Origin of the sequence: Sphingomonas quercus (genome assembly GCF_018863195.1) — a bacterium.
GTDB classification, from domain to species: Bacteria; Pseudomonadota; Alphaproteobacteria; order Sphingomonadales; family Sphingomonadaceae; genus Solisphingomonas; species Solisphingomonas quercus.
Window position 1 is genome coordinate 206,070 of the sequence record NZ_JAHKRT010000001.1, and the last position, 19,199, is coordinate 225,268.

Here is a 19,199-nt window from a genome sequence, read left to right on the forward strand (position 1 = left end):
GTCGAGGATCATGGCGCGACACGCCCCGCATCCAGCTGCCCGCTCGCCCAGAGAGACTGCGCATCGCGCAGCATGCTGGGGGCTATCGACAGGACGAGCAGGGCTGCCATCGAGACGTTGAAGATACGCAGCGCCCGCTCGTCCCTGAGAAAGCGCTTCAGAACCGACCCCGCGCCCGCCCACAGCGCGATGCAGGGAAAGCCGACAAAGACCAGCACGGCGGCGATCACCGGCACGTCGGTGGTCATATGGCCCGGCCTGGCGAAGCTCGCCACCGCGCCGAGCACCAGCGCCCAAGCCTTGGGGTTGACCCATTGGAAGGCCGCGGCGTCGAGCAGGCTGAACGGTCGCCCCCGCGCCCCCGCCTCGTGGAGGCCGCTGGCGGTGGCGATGCGCCACGCCAGCCATAACAGGTAGATGGTCGAAAGGACGTGCAACACGGTGTAGAGCGACGGCACGCGGTCGATCAGCCCGGCTACGCCCCAGCCGAGCACCAGCACCATCAGCGCGCAGCCGCCGGAAATGCCGATCATGTGCGGCAATGTCCGCTTGAGCCCGAAGGTGGCGCCGGACGCCAGCAGCATCATGTTGTTGGGCCCCGGCGTGACGCTGGCCACCATGCAGAAGAAGGCGAGCGCAATCAGGATTGCAAGGCTCATCGACACCACCCCGGAACTATGACAATGGCGATTTGTCGCGACTGACTTTATCAGTCAAAGCAATTATTGTCATAGTGACAAAGAAACCGGGTGACGCATGTGGATACCTGATCTGGACGGCGCGTCGGCCACGCTCTCCGGGCGGCTGGTCGAGGCGCTGGCGCGCGACATCGCCGCCGGACGTCTCGATGCCGGGCACAGATTGCCCACCCATCGCGATCTCGCCCAGCGCCTGGGCATCGGCATCGGCACGGTAACCAGCGCCTATGCGGAGGCAGCGCGGCGCGGCCTGATCGAGGCGAGGGTGGGCAGCGGCAGCTATGTCGCCGGCCCGGCGGCAACGACCCGCGAGGATGCGACGATCATGCTGTCGCATAATATCCCGCCGCTGGAGCCGTCGCAGCGGCGGCTGGCCGCGACCCTCGCCCGGCTCCGCCGGCGGCCCGACCTGCTCGACGCGCTCGGCTATGCCCCGCCGCCGGGACTGCCGTCGCATCGTCGCGCCGCGGCGGAATGGCTGGCGCGCCACGGCGGCCCGGACGGCGTCGATGCGGAGCGACTGATCGTGACCGCCGGCGCGCAGCAGGCGATGGCGCTTGCCTTCCAGGCACTCTGCGCACCGGGCGACACGGTGCTTGTCGAGGCGGCGACCTTCTTCGGCGCGCGCACCCTGGCCCAGCATGCCGGCTACCGGCTGGTCGGCGTGGCGATGGACGATGAAGGGATGCTGCCCGACGCGCTGGATCGCGCCGCGGCAGGAGGGGCGCGCGTCCTCTACATTGTGCCGACCCTGCAAAACCCGACCGGACGGATCATGTCGGCCGCGCGCCGCCAGGATATTGCCGCCATCGCCCGACGCCGCGACATGTTCATCATCGAGGATGATGTCTACGGTTCCTTCGCGGGGGAAGCCGCCCCGCCCCCGCTCACCGGCTTCGCGCCGGAGCGAAGCTTCTATCTGAGCGGCCTGTCGAAGACGGTGGCGCCGGGGCTGCGCACCGGCTTCCTCGTCGCGCCGGACGGGCCGTGGTTCGAGCGGCTGGTGGCGGCGATCCGCGCCCAGAGCTATGCGCCGCCGACGCTGGGCGGACTGGTCGCGGCCCAATGGATCGAAGACGGCACCGCCGACGCCATCGCCGCCGAGATCGCCGCCGAGGTCGAGGCCCGCACCGCACTCGCCGTTGATCGGCTGGGCGATCGGCTGGGCCCGATCTACAGTGCGCGCTGTCCCCACCTGTGGCTGCCCATGCCCGAGCTGGACGCCGAGCGGCTGGTCGCCCGCGCGCTCCGTGCCGGTGTCCAGCTCACCCCCGCCAGCGCCCCGATCGTCGACCCGGCGCTGATCACCGGCGTCCGCCTCTGCGTCGGCGCCTCCCGCTCGCGCGCGGAACTCGAGACGGCGCTTCATCGCCTCCAACTCATCCTCGCCGCCCCGCAAAAAGAGCCGACCATGGATCTGGTCTGAGCCGTAAAGGCTTGGCGGGGTAGATAACGTGCTATATAGCGCGTTATGTTATTCCGGAGGACGTGATATGGACGACGTGCTGGCCCGCGAAGGGGCGGTGATGCTGGGCAGCCGGCTGAAGAGGCTGGCCGAACGCTTGCAGACCGGTGCCGAGCGGATCGCGGCCGATTGCGGCCTGCCGACACAGCCCAGCCAGATGCCTTTGCTCACCGCGCTCTATCGTCATGGTCCGATGACGGTCGGCGACGCCGTGCAGGCATTGGGGATCAGCCAGCCGGCCGTGACCCGCATTCTCTCTCGCCTGTCCGAAATGGGATTGATCGAGACCAGTCGCGGCGCTCGCGACCTGCGCAGCAAGACGCTGTCGCTCAGCCCTGCCGGACGGGACGCGATGGAGCAGGCGACGACATTGCTGTGGCCGCGCTTGCGCGCTGCCGTCGATGAGGTGTGCGACGTGCCGGCGCTGCTCCGCCTGATCGAGGCAGCCGAACGCGCGCTCGCCGAACAGCCATTGGACCAGCGCCCCCGCGGCGGGCTCGCGATCAGGCGTTTCAGCGACGCCCTTGCTGAGGATTTCTACCGTATCAATGCCCAGTGGATCGATGACATGTACCGGCTCGAGCAGACTGACATCGACGTCCTCAGAAATCCCCGCGAGCGGATCATCGCGCCGGGGGGCGACATTCTGTTCGTTGAGGATCCGGCGCTCGGCATCGTCGGCACTTGCGCCCTGCAAAAGACCGGAGAACGCCAGTTCGAACTGACCAAGATGGGGGTGCTCGATAAGGCGCGCGGCAGGAAGGCGGGCGAATTCCTGCTCGAGGCGATCATCGCGCGCGCTTATGCGCTGGGATGCGATCGGCTTTATCTGCTCAGCAATGCCAAGAGCGCCGCGGCGATCCATCTTTATGAGAAACTCGGCTTCGTTCACGATGCCGGGATCATGGAGGAGTTCGGCCGGCGCTATGAGCGATGCAATGTGGCGATGCTCCACCGCCCGGCTCCAATGGATGTCGCGGGCGGGGGTGCGCCGGATCGGCGCCCGCGCGGCGGCGATGTCGAGCGGGGCGACGGCAGCCTGGCAGCGCGCCAGTCCATCCCGCCCGCGCACGGCGATCATCGACGAGAATGAACGCGCCCTGGCAGGTTGCGCCGGGCTGTTCGCGATGCCCTTTGCCAAGCAACCGCTGGCGTCGGACGGTGGATCAAATCCGCCGCGATCGCGGTTGGACAGGCAGCGAAGGAGCAGCGAGGCGATGTGCAATCTTCAATCGGACAAGGTTCCGGTCAGCGTCATGCGGCAGGCGTTCGACAGTCTCGATTTGTCCCTCTCCTTCCCCGAAGGCATCCCCAATCTCGAGCCTCGCTCGGACATCGGCATCACTGATTCGAACGCGATCATCCGCGCAGCGCCCGGCGGCGGCGCGGAACTGGTGGTGCGGCGGTGGAGCTGGCCGGACGAGCGCGGCAAGCCGGTCTATAATTTCCGCTCGGACGGGCGGGAGTTCGCCCGCGGCCGCTGCCTGATCGTCGCCGACGCCTTCTATGAATTCACCGCGCCGCCGAAGGGCGCGCCGCGCGGCGCCCGCAAGACCAGGTGGCAGTTCACCATGGCCAACGAGCCGTGGTTCTGCATCGCCGGCATCTGGCGCACCCACCCCGAGATCGGCGAGGCCTACACGATGCTCACTACCACGCCCGGCCCTGATATCGCGCCCTATCACCACCGGCAGGTCGTGGTGCTCGGCCGCCGCGACTGGGCGCGTTGGCTGGACTACACCATACCCGCCTCGGACGTGCTCGGCCCGGCGCCCGCCGGTACGCTCGCGGTCGGGCGCTGCGCCGGGGAGGAACCCGCGGCGCAACCACAATTGGCCTTGCAACCCTAGCGCGGATCGCGGTTCCGTCCTCGCCAACGTCACCGGCCATCGCCGCCGCGTCCATGCCGGGGCAGGCTGGACGCGGGGCCCTGGCCTCCAGACCAGATGCAGGCGCGCGGATCAGAACCGCGCGCGCGCCGTCACCGACATATAGCGTCCGATCGCGTCATAATAATTCGGCCCCGCCTCGCTGAGCGGCGGCTGCTTGTCGAACACATTGTTCATATTGGCGCCGATCGTGAAACGATCGTTGATCTTGAACGATATGTTCATGTCCAGATAAGTGAATGCCGGCACCTTATTGTTGACCAGCGTTTCGATCAGCGTCCGGTTATAGATACCCTTGCCGATATAACGGAGGCGGGCGCCGAGATCGATGATCTTTCCCGCATAATTGGCGCTGAAATTGGCGCGCCAGTGCGGCACGCCGCCGCTGGTGCCGCCGGCGATCTCACCGATATTGTTGGTCACGGAAATGCCGTTATCGGTCGTGGTGTATTTCACATAGGTGGCCAGGCCCCGCAGGCTGAGCGTACCCGGCAGGGAAGCGCTGAGATGCGACAGCGGCAGGCGATAGGAGGCCTCCATATCGATGCCCTGGCTTTTCACCTTGGAGAGGTTCTGCGAGTTGGCATAAACCCGGATCACCGTCTGGGTCGTCGGGTCGCGCACGACCTGAGCACAAGCCGCGGTGAAGCCGAGGGAGCAGGCCAGCGTCAGGTTCTGGCCGGAAAGCGTCCCGGTTTCGTTGCTGATGACGATCTTGTACCAGTCTACCGAGGCGTTGAAGCCGGGGAGGAATTTCGGCGAGAACGTCGCGCCAAACGATGTCGTGTGGCTGATCACCGACTTGAGGTCCGGATTGCCGCCAGTGTGATATTCGACAAAATTTGGCGCCGGATTATAACCGACAATGCCCTGACGGCCCGCAGTATCCAGATCGATCATCGGGCGGACATTGATGGTCTCCACCGAGAAAAGGCTGGAGATGCTGGGCGCGCGGAAGTCGCGCGAGCGCACGCCGCGCAGCAGAATCTGGTCGAACAGCCTGATCGTGGCCCCGCCCTTCCATACCCAGGTGCCGCCGGCCCGGCTATAATCCGCGTATCGTGCCGCCCCGTTCAGGTCGAGCTTGATCTTACCCTCGAGCTCCAGAAGTGGAACGCCGACTTCGGCGAATGCTTCCTTGACGTTATATTTCCCACCCACCGTAAAGGTGCTGTAGAGAGAAGGCATGAAAATGCCCGCGATGTCATCCGAGCTTGCCGGTGTCTGCTGCTGGCTTTGCCAGCGGCCGCTGGCACCGAACACCACAGTGATCGGCTGCCTCGCCCAGAGCCTGAACAAGTCACCCTGAAAAGACAGCTCGGCAGAGTCGATCTTGCTGATGGAATCGCCGCCCTGGACGCCGTTGATATAGGTCATGGCCTCTGGCGAGGCATTCCACACGCCAAAGAGATTGACCGGCACGCACGCCGCATCGTCGTTCGCCGAACTGGCATCGGCATTGACCGCGCAGACCGGGCCATTGGCGCCCTGCACGGCGTTGATGGCGTCGTTGAACCGCGCCGTAATCGGCGTGACGATACGTTCGCGCGACCTGGTTTCGCCGTGGTTATAATAGCCATGGGCGGTCCAGCTGCCGAACAGCGTCGCATCGAAGCCGATCGCGCCTTCATAGGATTGGCGCCGGGTGCTGAGATTGAGCATGAACGGCCCGTTCCAATATTTCCCGAGCGTGAAGCTCGTCTCACCCGCCGCGGACAGCTGATCGCGAATGTCCTGTGACAGAAAGGCGTTGTTGGCCGATATCGTAAGGGGAACCGGGGCCAGGATATTCGGCAGGAACGGGTAGTTCGACCTCACCTGGCCATAGCTTGCATCGGCCCACAGGGTAACGCCGTCGGCCACTTCATAGGTGGCGTGGGCATAAGTGGCGATGCGGTTGGACGGGGTGGTCACCGCGATCCCGTCATAGGTGCCGACCGCATCCGCGCCACCGACGACGTTGGTCGGGAACTGGCCCGGACGGGGCGTGGCGGTGGGCGTTCCGCTGCGGAAGGCGCGCAGCGTGCCGTCCTCGTTGAACATCTGCCCGGCAAGCACGCCGCTGGTGATCAGGCCCGACGGCACCTGATTACCCCAGTTCACATCCGCGACCATGATCTGGCGGCGATCGGCGGGGTCGCTCGGGTTGACCGGAACGATGCCGGCGCTGGCGAGACGGGGTCGGGAATTGCGATCCGGGATCGAGCTGTCCTTCTGCCAGTCCGCCGCGACCATGATCTGGCCGCGGTCCTCGGCGAAGCCGGTGCCCCAGGTGACATCGGCGCCAAGGCGCTGGCCGTCGGCGCGGGACGAGATGCCCGCGGTCGCGCCGACCGTCAGCCCCTGCACCTTCCGCTTGAAGAGAATGTTGACGACACCGGCGGTCGCGTCGGAGCCATAAGCGGCCGAAGCGCCGCCCGTCACCGTCTCGATGTGGTCGACAATCCCCATCGGAATGAAGTTCAGGTTGCTGCTGATCACCGAGCGGCGGCCGTTTACCAGCGTCAGCGAGGACCCGATGTTGCGCAGCGACGGCGTGCCCGCGGTGCCGGCGCTGGAGGCATTGCCGACGCCGACCTGCGGCGAGTTGCTCGGGCGGAAGGCGGGCGAGTCATTGAGCACCTGCTGGAGGTTTGGCGGATCGCCCTGGTTCAGCTCGAGCGCGCCGATCACCGTGGTCGGCGTCGGCGCGTCAAAGCCGGCGCGCTCGATGCGCGACCCCGTGACGATGATCTGCTCATCCGCCTGGGTGAGATCGTCCTGCGCTGCCTGGGCCTGGGCGACACCGGCGTACAGCAGGGTGACGGCCAGCGCCGCGGCGCTGCTTCCACGAGCCATGCCAATGATCGAAAAACCTGAAATGGCTCGCATTCTGCTTCCCCCTCCTGGATCGAGCTAGCCTTGTGGAGGAAGGTTTACACATTATCCCATACAGGACAATACATCCTATTCAGGATTGTAATCTAAATATCATCTCGATCCGATGCAATCCGGCCCCATCTTGGTTGAAGGGCGGACGGCCCCGCCCGGCCACATTGCCGGCGGGGCAGGCAGCCGGGCTATTTCGCGTTCATGAGCTTTCGCTGGAGGAATTCCTGGGTGCGGCCATAGGCCTTCAGCCAGTTGCTGTGCAGGACGAAATCATGAACCTCGCCGGGCAGCACGAACTGCTCAACCTGCACCTTGCCGCCCGCGTCGTTCAGCGCACCGATCATCTCCACGGTCTGCGAGAAGACTACCGCCCGGTCATCGTCGCCATGAATGAACAGCACCGGTGCACGCCAGTCCTTCGCGCTGCTGATGGCTGAGGATGCGGTGGCAATGCGCGCCAATTCCGGCGGCGCGCCGGGTGCGGTGAGATAAGGCAGGAAACTCGTCCAGTTATGGACGCCGGCCATGTCAACGCCGGCCGCGAAATCCCCGGGCAGCTTGGACAGCGCCAGCGCCGTCATGATGCCGCCATAGCTCATGCCATAAGCGCCGATCCGCCTGGGATCGATATCGCCGCGGCCCTTCAGATAGGCGACCGCGCCGGCGATATCGCGCACCTCGCTGGCGCCCGCCTCGGCGAAGTCGAGCGCCTCGCGCCAATCCATGCCATAGCCGGTTCCGCCGCGGAAATTGACCGACAGCACGACATAGCCCTGCGAGGCGAGAAACTGGTTCATCGCATAGAAGCGGGCATAGGGGCCCATCGGGTGCCAGCCGAGCAGCATCTGGCGCGGCGGCCCGCCATGGAAGAACAGGATCGCCGGGCGCGGGCCGGACGCCTTGCCCGGGGGCATGAACAACTGCCCGTGGACCGGCATATTGTCGCTGCTCTGGAAGACGACGCGCTGCGGCTCGACCAAATCCTTGGCCGGGAACGATGCGGCGTCCGACGCGGCATAGACCGGCTTCATCGCGCCATCGCGCGAAACCAGCACGGGCTGCATCGGATTGCGGGCGGTGGCGTGCAGCGCATAGAGGGCGCCGTCGCCGCCGACGACCGGCATGTCCTCGATGCTGGCGCCGCGGGTGATCGGCCGCGGCGTGCCTCCGGCGGCGGCGACCTCCCACAAATGCCGGTGATCGTCATCGGCGGCGTTCGAGGAGAAGATAACGCCGGTGCGCGCCCGATCGAGCTCGGCGGCGAACAGTTCGGACCCGTCGGGCGTCAGCGCGACCGGCTGGCCGCCCTGCGCGGGGATCGAATAGAGCCTGAGCCAGCGCGTCTTCTCCCACGGGAAGACGAGCCGGTCATTGGCCGTCCACAACAGCGTCGTGCCGTCCTCGACCGGCTGGAACACGCTGCCGGCGCCGGCATCCGCGGTCCACACCGGGGCAGATTTGCCGCTCGCCACGTCGGCGACCCAGATCGACCAGGGCGTGCCCTCTCGTTTGCCTCGGAAGACATACATCAGCTGCGATGCGGTGGGGGGCGTGCGGATCCAGGCGATACGCTTGCCATCCGGCGACCAGCGCGGCGAGGCGTCGCGGTCGGTGCTCGGCGAAACCCAGCTGATCTGCTTGCTGGTGAAATCATAGATGCCGAGCAGGACATGGCCCTCGCGGCGGCGGCTCAGGAATGCAAGCTTGCTGCCGTCCGGCGACCAGACCGGGCCGCCGCTATTGCCGCGGTCGCGGATCAGCTGGACGGCCGGGCCGCTGGCGTTAACGTCGGCGATCCACAGCTGCCCGCCGCGCGTGAACACGAAGCGTCCATCGACCGGCGAGGCGGTCGGCCCTTCGCCGGCGCCGAAGCTGCGCGCCGCCTCGCCCGGCTTCTGCGCGAAGATCTCCTTGGAAAGCGGCCCGGTGACGAGGCTCTCGGGGTTGATCGGGCCGCCGCCTTCGAGGCTGCCACCGCCAGTATAGAGCAGGACCGAACCCTTCGCCGCCCAGGCGATGCGATCCAGCTCATAGCCATTATCCTTGGCGAAGTTCGTCAGCTTGCGCGTGGACCAGCCGTCGCCGGCACGCTCGGCGATGAGGATGTTGCGCACGCCGCGCTCGTTGGACACCCAGGCGACGCGCCCGTCCGCGGGCGACGCCGTCAGTCCGCCCGGAAGCGGCGCGCCGAGCACATTGTCCAGCGTCACCTGCGCAAAGGCCGGGGGCGCCGCGAACGGCAGAGCCCACGTGCCTGCCAGCAGCGCGAGCGCGATCGAAGTTCCAGTCCTTGTCATTCGCATGGCATCAACCTTCCGCGGAATTACGGGCGCATGAGGCGCGCCATGACCGGCAGTATCGGGGCAGCGAGCGTTGCCAGCGGGGCAGCAAGACGCGGCGGGCCACGCGAACGCCCGGCGATAGCACGCCGTCGTCCGAGTCGGTCATATTCACCCTCTTGTTGGCGTGATCAGGATTGTTTTTCTGATTGGACCATAGGCGCCGGAAACCGGCCTGGTCAAACCCGCAATTTCCCTCCGAAACCTCTTCGGGAAAAGGGTAATTCTGGAGAATTTATGCCGATTTTCCCGAGCGATCAGGACTCCCGCTTGGTCGGCCCGCAGAGCGCTCGCCCGGCCCGGCGCATCAAGCACATCCCAGCCGTGGGCCCCGTCCGTGGAGCCCTACTGTCCTGATCGGAAACTTCCTCGCAACGCCGCGGAAGGGTCGGCCATCGACACTCGTCGGGGCCACGGGGGAAGTTGATCGTCACCTGTTAAGAGACCCCAGGCGCGATGCTCGGGCCGAGGCCCGCGTCCCGACCGCGCGTGGCCGGTCTGCGACGTGACGGCAAGGCCTTCACGCGACTGCCCGAAAACAACGTTCCCCGATCGCCGGGCATCGTCGCATTCGGAGGAGCAGCATTGGCGCGGCATCGGTCACCGCGACTTTATGGGCGATCCCCCGAGCAGGGGCCGGGACTGATCGACGATAATGCTACGCCCCCCGACCCGCTGGTCGCTCTCCGCTTGCGACGGGCGTAACATTCCTCGCCGGTGCTTGGCCGGAGACGATTGCCGCCCTGCGTCACGCTCCGTCGACGGGGCCTCAGCGGGCCCCGCCCCCCTCCCCGGTGCGCCTATGTCAGCGCACCTCCGTGTAGACATAGTCGGTCTGGCTGTCGCGAACGGTGAGCGTCCGCGTGCCGTTCTTCTCGCCGACGACCGCCTCTACCCCGATATTGCCGGGCGCGGCCGAGACGATCGAAACGGTGCCGTCCGCGCTCTTGCGCGTGGCGATCGGGCCCTCGACGAAACCCGCGGTGATCCACGGCGCGCCATTGCGCTCGCTGATGCGGATCGTCCCATTGTCGGCCGGGTTGCGATAAAGCTTGCCGAGGCTGGCCATCACCGCCGGGTCGGGCGGCAGGGTCAGCCGCGCGCGACGCATGCCCGCCTGCCTCTTGGTGCGCGCCGCGGCTACGGCCAGCTGCTGCTCCGCCTGGGGCTTGGCGTCATAGACCAGCTCGAACACGCGGCGCAGCAGCGGGTCGAACATGGTCGGGCCGGTATCGGCGTTGGTCAGGATGACCAGCCCGATCCCGGAATCGGGCAATGCGAACCAGGTGCTATGGAAACCCTGCAACGTGCCGCCATGGGTGATCACGGACACGCCGGAGACGACATGCTCCATCAGGCCCATGCCATACCAGTTATTCTCCCCGGTCGGCACGCCGCGGCGGCGGCGCTCCAGGATATTGGCCTCGCTGACATAGCGCTTGCCGTCGATCGTTCCCTTGCCGAGCTCCAGCAGGACGTAACGCGCCATGTCCGCCGCGCTCGACCACGCGCCGCCCGCCGGGCGATAAGGCGGGATGAGATGATTGAAGGCGTTCGACATCTCGACCATCCTGCCATCGACGTCGAAGCCGTGGGGATGAGCCCAGTCGCCGCTCTCGCCCTTGGCGAAATCGAAGGTCGTGTCCTTCATCCCGAGGGGATCGAAGATGCGCGTCTGCATCGCCTTGTCGAAGGCGGCGCCCAGTTCCATCTTCGGGTAGGCGAGCGCACCGCCGATATAGCCGGCCGCCGCCGCCATCAGATTGCTATACTGGTAAAGCTCGCCAAACTTGCTGGTCGGCGTGGTCTGGGCGAGGCGCACGAAGGTATCGGACGCCGGCGCGCCATCATCGGCGAGGATGAACGACAGATCCTTGCGCGGCAGGCCGGTGCACGCACAGACGAGATGACGGATCAGTACTGACTGGGTGACGGCGTCATCACCGAGGCGGAAGCTGGGATAGACATCCACCACCTTCTCATCCCAGCTCAACTTGCCCTCGTCCGCCAGGAAGGAGAGCAGCAATGTTGCCATCCCCTTGGTGTTGGAAGCAATCATGAACTTGGTGTGGGCGTCCACCGGCTCGTTCTTGCCGATCTCGCGCGTGCCGACACCGCCCTGCCAGACGACCTTTCCCTGATCAATGAAGGCGAGGCCGACCCCCGGCACCTGCAACTCCTGCGCGGCCTTGGCGACGAAATCGCGCAGCACCTGCACCTTGTCCGGGGTCAGACGCTTGGCCGTGACGCCCGCGAAATTCTCCGGCTTGTAGCCTGCCGGACGCAGGCTGCGCTGCACCAGCGACATGGCGGCGGCGCGTTTGTTGGCGGTCGCGGCCGAGCCTTCGGTGATCACCACCGTCCACGCCGCCCCCACCCGCATCGCCGTCGCCGAAACGTTGACCCGCTCGCTGGGTGAGGTTTCATAGGAGAAGCTCGTCCGCTCGTCCCAGCCGTCGCCCGGCAGGCCGGGGTTGCTCGTCCGCGAGACACGGCCCGCGTCGGGCCGGTAGAGCGACCACGCCTTCGCCAGCGCATCCTGCGCGTTGGCGGCCGCGCCCACTTCGGCCACCGCAACGGAAAGATCGCCCTCCGGCACCGTGAACACGGTCAAAGGTCCGCGGACGGCCACCGTCCAATCCCGGGGCTGGGTGAAAGAGAGGCCGGTCGCCGTCTTGCCGGGCGTGTCGGCGGCGGCGCCCTGGGCGAACGAGATGGCGGGGACGGCCAGCAAGGCAAGGGACAAGGGGAGCGCGGACGTGAGTTTCACGGGCAACCTCTTTATCTATATTTCATCGAGGGACCAAATTCGGTCCTGATCAGGACACATATACCCAATCGGAAAAACAAATCCATAGGTTCGCCGCAGCGAACCCGACTTCCAGACCGAGCTGACCCATCGCTTCGAGGCCGATCCCGCAGCGCAGGCAGCACTGGCGAGAACCGTGCGCCTCGACACCGTGTCGCACGACGGGTTCGACGCCGCCTTCTGTCCCGGTGGCCACGGGCCGATGTGGGATGTGGCGGAGGATCCGGGATCGGCCGCGCTGACGCTGCCGGGTCGGCCGGCTGAATGTCTAGGGCGATGGGCAGGGCGATATTGCCCGCCATGGCGGCGAGCATCGCGCCGTCTTCGTCTATCGGATGCAGTCCTATCGCTATTGGGAAGAGCGCCTCGGCCGAGACGATTTCGCGCTGGGCAATTCGGAGAGCACTTCACCATGTTGCGGACGGACTCGCCCGGGCCTTGCAGGGCGCCGCGCTGTCGGACGGGCGGCGCCGCTCGTTGCAGGCACTCGCCGACGGCCGTTTTTCCCGACCGCCCCTCCCTTGCCGGCTCTTGCCATTCGCCAGTTCAGCGCCGACCATTGACCGCAAGCCCCCTTCCAACATCCGGCGGAAACCATGCCCCAGCATCTCAAGATCGACTTCGTCTCCGACATCGCCTGCCCGTGGTGCGTCATCGGGCTGGGCGGGCTCGAGCAGGCGCTCGACAGCCTCAGGGGCGAGATCGAGGCGGATATCGCCTTCCACCCGTTCGAGCTCAATCCCGACATGCCGGCTGGCGGCGAAAACGGGCTGGAGCATATCGCCCGCAAATACGGCATGTCCCCGGATCAGGTGCGCGAGAATCGCGGACGGATTCGGGATCGCGCCGCCGCGATCGGCTTCACGATGAACAGCTCGGACGCGAGCCGCGCCTACAACACATTCGATGCCCACCGCCTGATCGCGTGGGCGGGAGAAAAGGGCCGCCAGATCGAGATGAAGCGGCAATTGTTCACGCTCTACTTCACCGACCAGAAGGACGTCGGCGACCGCGACGTGCTCGCCGCCGCCGCCGAGGCCGCCGGGCTGGATGGGGCGGAAGCCCGGGCGGTGCTGGACTCCGATCGCTATGCCGAACAGGTCCGCGCCGAGGAGATGCTCTGGCGGCAGCGCGGCATCAACAGCGTGCCCGCCATCGTCGTCGGCGGACGTTATCTGATTTCCGGTGGCCAGCCGCCGGAGGAGTTCGTGCGCCAGCTTCGCGCGATCTCGGCAAGGCTTGTCGAGGAGCAGGCGGCGGCGGGCTGAAGGCGGGCCGCCGCCCCTACCAGAAGCGGCGGGTGTCGAGCAGGTCGGCGCGCGCATCGGTCGCGCGGGCGACGAGGCTGGTCTTGCGCTCGCGCCGCAGCGCCTCGGCTTCGGGCGGATCGACGAGCCCGACCTTGCCCATCACCTCGGGCGCGGTGGCGAGATCGTTGAGGGCGCCGAGCGCGTCCTGCAATGCTTCCAGCGCGGCGACGAAACGCTTGTGCCGCCGCCTCTCATCCTCGCGGTCGAACAGGCCTGCGAAAAACTCCCCCGCGTAGCGCAGCTTCTTGGCGTCCTTGCGAACCTCGTGCCGGGCATCGTCGTCCAGCTCGGCGAGACGGCGCCCGCCTTTCTTCACCTTGCGGCGGAAGCGGCCGAGCGCGGTGGCGGCCAGGGTCCGCGCGGATTGGTCGCCGTCGATCGTCGCGCCGGGCGCATGCCGCCAGTTCTCACTCCAGATCCACTCCACGAGGTCGAGCATCAATCGCCGGGCGCGTGGTGATGACAGCAGCTCGTCGACCCGGTCATAGGCCGCCTCGCGTGCCGCCGACAGTCGATCGCGCAATGGGCCGGGCCGTGTCTGATCGAGCAGCACGTCGAGGTTGCGCGCGTCGCCGAATTCTCCGGCCAGCCAGCGCAGCTCCCCGCGCAACTCCGCGCCGGATTCGCCAAGCATCGGCCTGAACAGCGCGAAGGCCGAGCGCAGCCGGCGCAGCGCCACCCGCGCCTGGTGCAGCGCCGCCGCATCGCGACCAGCCATCAGCAGCGCCTCGTTGAGCCGGAATTGCCGCACGCAGGATTCGACGATCCGGCGGAAAGCCTCCGCCCCCGCCATACCCCGGGCCAGCGCGACCGGCTCCGCCTTCACCGATCGCGCCTTCGCCTCAAGCAGCGCATAGCCCCGCTCCGATTTGCTGCGCACGCCAAGCCGCGCAGGGGCGATGGCGTCGATCTTGCGGGCCAGCGCGAACGCTGCGGCCGGCCCCCCGCTCTTCACCTCCAGCTCGATCTCCGAAATCGGCGCCCGCCGCTCGCCGGCTACTGCTTCGCCACGGTCGATCGCCAGTTCGATCGTCGTCCCGCCCTCCTCGACCATCCAGATGCGCCGCTCGATCTCGACCGCGAAGACCGGCGCGATCGCCTCGACCGCATCACCCAACATGGCGCGCAGCGGCGTGGCGTCGTCGAGGATCGGCGTGTCGCCCTCGATTTCGCGTTCCCATTCGGATCGGGCGAACAGGCCGGCAGCGCCCTTGCCGGCGCGCTTGATCGTCTGCACCCGCCGACCGTCGGCGCGACGGATGCGCAGCGAGAAGCCCGCCCTGGCGAGCTTCCGGTCCGGCGTATCGAAGTAGATCGCGTGCTGCTGCACATGTCTCGGGGCGTCCGCCAGAAGGCTCGACGCCTCGACCGCATCCGCACATGCGGGCGTCAGGTCGAGCTTCAGTTCAACTTCGTCCGCCATGTTCGCTGCTTTTGTCATGCGTGTACCGCCTCGTCGGACCTATCATCGGAAGGCGCATTGCCCAATGGACGATGCCTGCCGATAACGGCCCCAGGGAGGAAAGAGTGGCGGGACCATTGGCAGGGCTGAAGGTGCTGGAGCTGGCGCGGATCCTCGCCGGGCCGTGGGCGGGGCAAACGCTCGCCGATCTCGGTGCCGATGTGGTCAAGGTCGAAAGCCCCGAGGGCGACGATACGCGTAGCTGGGGGCCGCCCTTCGTGCCGGCCGCCGATGGCGGCGATTTGTCGGCCGCCTATTTCCACGCCTGCAATCGAGGCAAGCGCTCCGTGGTCGCCGATTTCACGACCGAGGAGGGACGCGCGCTGGTCCGCCGGCTGGCCGCGAACGCCGACGTGCTGATCGAGAATTTCAAGGTCGGCGGCCTCGCCGGATACGGGCTCGACTATGCGAGCCTGTCGGAAATCAATCCGCGGCTGGTCTATGCCTCCATCACCGGCTTCGGACAGGATGGTCCTTATGCGGCCCGCGCCGGCTATGACTTCCTGATCCAGGGGATGGGTGGCGCGATGTCCGTCACCGGCGATCCCGATGGCCAGCCGACCAAGACAGGCTACGCCGTCGCCGACCTGTTTTCCGGGCTGTACGCGACGATCGGCATCCTCGCCGCACTGCGCCGCCGCGATATCACCGGCAGCGGAGCGTGGATCGACTGCGCGCTCCTCGACAGCCAGGTCGCGGTCCTCGCCAACCAGGCGCTCAATTATCTCGTGTCGGGCGAGGTGCCGACGCGGCGCGGCAACGCCCACCCCAATATCGTGCCCTATGAGGTGTTTCCGGCCGCTGACGGCCACGTGATCATCGCCGTCGGCAATGACGGCCAGTTCCGCCGGCTGTGCGAGGCGATCGGCGTGCCCGCGCTGGGCGCGACGGAGCTTTATGCCACCAACGCGCTCCGCGTTGCGCACCGCGCCACGCTGGTGCCGGCGATCGCGGCGCGGACGATCGCCCTCACCCGCGCCGAGCTGCTCGCGCAGCTGGAGGCGGCGACGGTGCCCGCCGGCCCGATCAACGATATCGGCGAGGTGTTCGCCGATGCCCAGGTGCGGCATCGGGCGATGCATGCCGATCTGCCGGCGCCGCACGCCAGGGACGGGATCATCCCAGGCGTGCGCACGCCGATCGCGATCGACGGCACGCCGATGATGCACCCCGCCCCCTCCCCGCGTGTCGGCGAGCATCAGCGCGATGTCGCCGAGGATCCGGACTGGGGTTAGGCCCTCTGCGCCGCGGCTCGGATCTGGCCGAGCGTGGTGGCAGGCGTGATCGCCTCGGGTTCGAGCAGGCAGTGGAGGATCGCCGGCCTCCCCGCCGCCAGCGCGCGCTCGAAGGCGGGCGAGAACTCGGCCGTCTCGCGCACCGTCTCGCCATGGCCGCCAAAGGCGCGGGCGTAGGCGGCAAAATCCGGGCTCGTCAGCCGCGTCGCCGAAATGCGACCGGGAAATTGCCGCTCCTGATGCATGCGGATCGTGCCGTACATGCCATTGTCGACGATCACGATGACCAGCGCGATGTCGTGATGGACGGCGGTGGCGAATTCCTGCCCGTTCATCAGGAAATCGCCGTCCCCGGCAATGGTGACGACGATGCGCTCGGGGCATTGCCGCTTGGCCATGATGCCCGCCGGAACGCCATAACCCATCGATCCGCTGGTCGGCGCGAGCTGGGTGCCGAAGCGGCGGAAGCGGTAATAACGATGGATCCAGCCGGCGAAATTGCCGGCGCCGTTGGCGATGATCGCGTCTTCCGGCAACCGATCGCGCAGCCACGCCATTACCTCGCCATACTGGAAGGCGCCGGGGATGGCGGCGGGCCGATCCGACCAGTCGCGATACGCGGCGCGAAGCGTGGCGCGCGCCTCGCCCCATGACGGGCGGACATCGCCAATTGCCTCCAAGGCGGCGAGGAAGGCGGCGGGCGTAGCGTTGATCGCCAGCGCCGGCTGATAGACGCGGCCTAGCTCCGCCGGATCGGGATGGACATGCACCAATGACTGCGCCGGCACCGGGATGTCGAGCAGCGTATAGGAGGAGGACGCGATCTCCGAGAGGCGGCTGCCGATCATCACCACCAGATCGGCCTCGGCCAGCCCCGCCAGCAGCCGCGGATTGGGCGCGATGCCGAGATCGCCGACATAATGCTCATTGCCGGCGGGGAAGAGATGGGCACGGCGGAAGGTGGTGGCGACGGGAAGGTCGAAGCGGTCGGCGACGCGCTGTAGCGCCGCGCACGCCGCCGCCGACCAGCGCGATCCGCCGACGATCAGCAACGGCCGCTGCGCAGCCGACAGCATCGACTGGAGGCGCAGCATGTCGGCAGGCGGAGGCGCGCTCTCGGCGGGCTCGACGCGGGGCGCGTCGGCCGCCCCGGCGTGATCGCCGAGCATGTCCTCGGGCAGCGCGATCACCACCGGCCCCGGCCTCCCCTGCATGGCGATGCGGAAGGCGCGCGCGATCAGCTCCGGAATGCGCTCGGCGCGGTCGATCTCGATCACCCATTTGGCGAGCGCGCCGAAGGTGGCGGGATAATCCAGCTCCTGAAAGGCCTCGCGATGGCGCATGCCGCGCTCCACCTGGCCGACGAACAGGATCAGCGGAGTCGAATCCTGCATGGCGATGTGCAGCGCGGGGCTGGCATTGGTGGCGCCCGGCCCGCGCGTCACGAAGCAGATGCCGGGCCGCCCGGTCAGCTTGCCATAGGCTTCCGCCATCATCGCCGCCCCGCCCTCGGCGCGGCAGGTGAGCAGGTCGATGCCGCTGTCGATCAGCGCGTCGAGCACGGCGAGATAGCTTTCGCCGGGCACGCAGGTGGCGCGCTCGACGCCCTGCACGCGCAACTGATCGACGATCAGGCGCGCCGCGCTCCGCATTGGATTGGCCATGGTCCCTGCCTCAGCTGATATGAACCGATTTGGTGACGAGGTGGGCAGCAACTCCCTCCGGCCCATCCTCCGACCCGAAGCCGCTGTCCTTCATTCCGCCGAACGGGGCATCGGGCCAGGTCAGCCTTGTGCCGTTGAACGCGACCATTCCCGCCTCGATCGCGTCGGCGAGGAGATTTTGCCGCCGGGCGTTCTCGGTGAAGCAATAGGCAGCGAGGCCGAAGGGCAGGCGATTGGCGTTGGCGATGGCGTCTTCGACGGTGGCGAAGGACTGGGTCAGCGCCAGCGGCCCGAACGGCTCCTCATTCATCGCCCGCGCAGACGAGGGCACGTCGGCGATCAGCGTCGGCGCGAAGAAGAAGCCGTCGCCCGCCGAACGATCGCCGCCGGCCAGCACCCGCCCGCCCGCGGCACGCGCATCCTCGACCAGTTCGGCAATCGCCGCCGAGCGCCGCGGATTGGCGAGCGGCCCCATCTGCACGTCCGCGCCGAAGCCGCTGCCGAGCCGCAACCGGCGCGTGCGCTCGGCGAAGCCCTCGGTGAAGCGGGAATAGATCGCCTCCTGCACATAAAAGCGCGTCGGCGCGACGCAGACCTGCCCGGCGTTGCGGAACTTGTGGGTGACGAGCATGTCCAGCGTGCGATCGAGGTCGCAATCGTCGAACACCAGCACCGGGCCGTGCCCGCCCAGTTCCATCGTCGTGCGCATCATCGTGTCGGCGGCGAGCCTGGCGAGGTGCTTGCCGACCGGCACCGAGCCGGTGAAGCTCAGCTTGCGCGTCACCGGCGAGGCGAGCAGGTGCCGCGAAACCTCGTCGGGCACGCCGAACACGATCTGCGCGACATTGCCCGGCAGCCCCGCCTCGGCGAGGATGCGCAGAATGGCCACGGCGCTGCCGGGCGTCTCCTCGCTCGGCTTGAGGATGATCGAGCAACCCGCGGCCAGCGCCGGAGACAGTTTGCGGACGACGTTGAGGATCGGGAAATTCCACGCGCAGAAGGCGGCGACCGGACCGATCGGCTGGTGCAGCACCAGAGAGCGGGTGCCCGGCGCCCGCTGCAGCACGCGGCCATAGATGCGCATCGCCTCACCCGCCTGAAAGTCGAGCATCGCGGCTGCGGCCATCGCCTCGCCCTTCGCCTCGGCGATGATCTTGCCCTGCTCGGTGGTGGCGATCGCGGCGAGGGCGTCGATGCGCTCGCGGATCAGCGCTGCGGCGCGCGACAGGACGGCGGCCCGCGCCTCGGGTGCGGTGGCACGCCATTCCCGGAAACCGCGATCGGCGGCCGCCAACGCCCGATCGAGGTCCGCTCGCGTCGCGAGCGGCAGATCGCCCAGCGTCTCGCCAGTGGCCGGGTCGAGCACCGGCACGGTGTCGCGGCCGGCCGCGCCGAGCCATTCGCCGTCGACGAACAGGCCAAGGTCCATCGGGTACGCCGTCATATCGTCCTCCACG

Annotated in this window: 12 protein-coding genes; 5 read left to right on the forward strand and 7 right to left on the reverse strand. The window is 67.5% G+C overall.

Features of this window, described 5'->3' with window-relative positions; all coding sequences use genetic code 11:
- Positions 1–8 precede the first annotated feature (8 nt).
- Complete coding sequence (locus KOF26_RS01055; RefSeq protein WP_216318642.1) at positions 9–659, reverse strand: LysE family translocator; 651 nt, start codon at positions 657–659, stop codon at positions 9–11.
- 97 nt (positions 660–756) lie between these two features.
- On the opposite strand from KOF26_RS01055, the gene KOF26_RS01060 reads away from it, so the two are divergent.
- The 3 genes from KOF26_RS01060 (at position 757) to KOF26_RS01070 (ending at position 4,013) form a co-directional block, all read left to right on the forward strand.
- Entirely contained in the window at positions 757–2,124 is a 1,368-nt protein-coding gene (locus KOF26_RS01060) for an aminotransferase-like domain-containing protein (protein WP_216318643.1), read from the forward strand.
- 67 nt (positions 2,125–2,191) lie between these two features.
- Positions 2,192–3,256 carry a bifunctional helix-turn-helix transcriptional regulator/GNAT family N-acetyltransferase gene (locus tag KOF26_RS01065; protein ID WP_216318645.1) on the forward strand — a complete coding sequence of 355 codons (1,065 nt, stop codon included), beginning with the start codon at positions 2,192–2,194 and terminating at the stop codon, positions 3,254–3,256.
- 124 nt (positions 3,257–3,380) lie between these two features.
- Entirely contained in the window at positions 3,381–4,013 is a 633-nt protein-coding gene (locus tag KOF26_RS01070) for an SOS response-associated peptidase family protein (RefSeq protein WP_216318647.1), read from the forward strand.
- Between the two features lie 111 nt (positions 4,014–4,124).
- Here KOF26_RS01070 and KOF26_RS01075 read toward each other — a convergent pair whose 3' ends face one another.
- The 3 genes from KOF26_RS01075 to KOF26_RS01085 form a co-directional block, all read right to left on the reverse strand.
- Positions 4,125–6,890 (reverse strand): TonB-dependent receptor plug domain-containing protein, encoded by a 2,766-nt coding sequence (locus KOF26_RS01075; RefSeq protein WP_216318649.1) that lies wholly within the window; start codon positions 6,888–6,890, stop codon positions 4,125–4,127.
- A 221-nt stretch (positions 6,891–7,111) separates the two neighbouring features.
- On the reverse strand, positions 7,112–9,220 hold the full coding sequence (locus KOF26_RS01080; RefSeq protein ID WP_216318651.1) for a prolyl oligopeptidase family serine peptidase: 2,109 nt from the start codon (positions 9,218–9,220) through the stop codon (positions 7,112–7,114).
- Between the two features lie 847 nt (positions 9,221–10,067).
- On the reverse strand, positions 10,068–12,032 hold the full coding sequence (locus tag KOF26_RS01085; protein ID WP_216318653.1) for a serine hydrolase domain-containing protein: 1,965 nt from the start codon (positions 12,030–12,032) through the stop codon (positions 10,068–10,070).
- A gap of 635 nt (positions 12,033–12,667) precedes the next feature.
- On the opposite strand from KOF26_RS01085, the gene KOF26_RS01090 reads away from it, so the two are divergent.
- The gene (locus tag KOF26_RS01090; RefSeq protein WP_216318656.1) at positions 12,668–13,339 is read left to right on the forward strand and encodes a DsbA family oxidoreductase; all 672 of its coding nucleotides are present in this window, start codon (positions 12,668–12,670) and stop codon (positions 13,337–13,339) included.
- Between the two features lie 16 nt (positions 13,340–13,355).
- Here the strand turns inward: KOF26_RS01090 and KOF26_RS01095 are convergent, their stop codons facing one another.
- Complete coding sequence (locus KOF26_RS01095) at positions 13,356–14,804, reverse strand: CYTH and CHAD domain-containing protein (RefSeq protein ID WP_216318659.1); 1,449 nt, start codon at positions 14,802–14,804, stop codon at positions 13,356–13,358.
- Positions 14,805–14,875: 71 nt separating this feature from the next.
- Here KOF26_RS01095 and KOF26_RS01100 point away from each other — a divergent pair, with 71 nt between their 5' ends.
- Positions 14,876–16,078, forward strand: a complete 1,203-nt coding sequence (locus KOF26_RS01100; protein WP_216318662.1) for a CaiB/BaiF CoA transferase family protein — start codon at positions 14,876–14,878, stop codon at positions 16,076–16,078.
- Here the strand turns inward: KOF26_RS01100 and KOF26_RS01105 are convergent.
- A complete protein-coding gene (locus KOF26_RS01105) occupies positions 16,075–17,742 on the reverse strand; it encodes a thiamine pyrophosphate-binding protein (protein WP_216318665.1) in 1,668 nt (555 codons plus the stop codon). The genes KOF26_RS01100 and KOF26_RS01105 overlap by 4 nt on opposite strands.
- A 10-nt stretch (positions 17,743–17,752) precedes the next feature.
- A complete protein-coding gene (locus KOF26_RS01110; protein WP_216318669.1) occupies positions 17,753–19,186 on the reverse strand; it encodes an NAD-dependent succinate-semialdehyde dehydrogenase in 1,434 nt (477 codons plus the stop codon).
- Between the last annotated feature and the right edge of the window lie 13 nt (positions 19,187–19,199).

Coding starts and splice junctions, on each gene's coding strand:
- KOF26_RS01055 (WP_216318642.1), bottom strand. CDS start 659: ATGAGCCTTGCAATCCTGATTGCGCTCGCCTTCTTCTGCATGGTGGCC.
- KOF26_RS01100 (WP_216318662.1), top strand. CDS start 14,876: ATGCCTGCCGATAACGGCCCCAGGGAGGAAAGAGTGGCGGGACCATTG.
- KOF26_RS01095 (WP_216318659.1), bottom strand. CDS start 14,804: ATGGCGGACGAAGTTGAACTGAAGCTCGACCTGACGCCCGCATGTGCG.
- KOF26_RS01060 (WP_216318643.1), top strand. CDS start 757: ATGTGGATACCTGATCTGGACGGCGCGTCGGCCACGCTCTCCGGGCGG.
- KOF26_RS01075 (WP_216318649.1), bottom strand. CDS start 6,890: ATGGCTCGTGGAAGCAGCGCCGCGGCGCTGGCCGTCACCCTGCTGTAC.
- KOF26_RS01090 (WP_216318656.1), top strand. CDS start 12,668: ATGCCCCAGCATCTCAAGATCGACTTCGTCTCCGACATCGCCTGCCCG.
- KOF26_RS01105 (WP_216318665.1), bottom strand. CDS start 17,742: ATGGCCAATCCAATGCGGAGCGCGGCGCGCCTGATCGTCGATCAGTTG.
- KOF26_RS01110 (WP_216318669.1), bottom strand. CDS start 19,186: ATGACGGCGTACCCGATGGACCTTGGCCTGTTCGTCGACGGCGAATGG.
- KOF26_RS01070 (WP_216318647.1), top strand. CDS start 3,381: ATGTGCAATCTTCAATCGGACAAGGTTCCGGTCAGCGTCATGCGGCAG.
- KOF26_RS01080 (WP_216318651.1), bottom strand. CDS start 9,220: ATGACAAGGACTGGAACTTCGATCGCGCTCGCGCTGCTGGCAGGCACG.
- KOF26_RS01065 (WP_216318645.1), top strand. CDS start 2,192: ATGGACGACGTGCTGGCCCGCGAAGGGGCGGTGATGCTGGGCAGCCGG.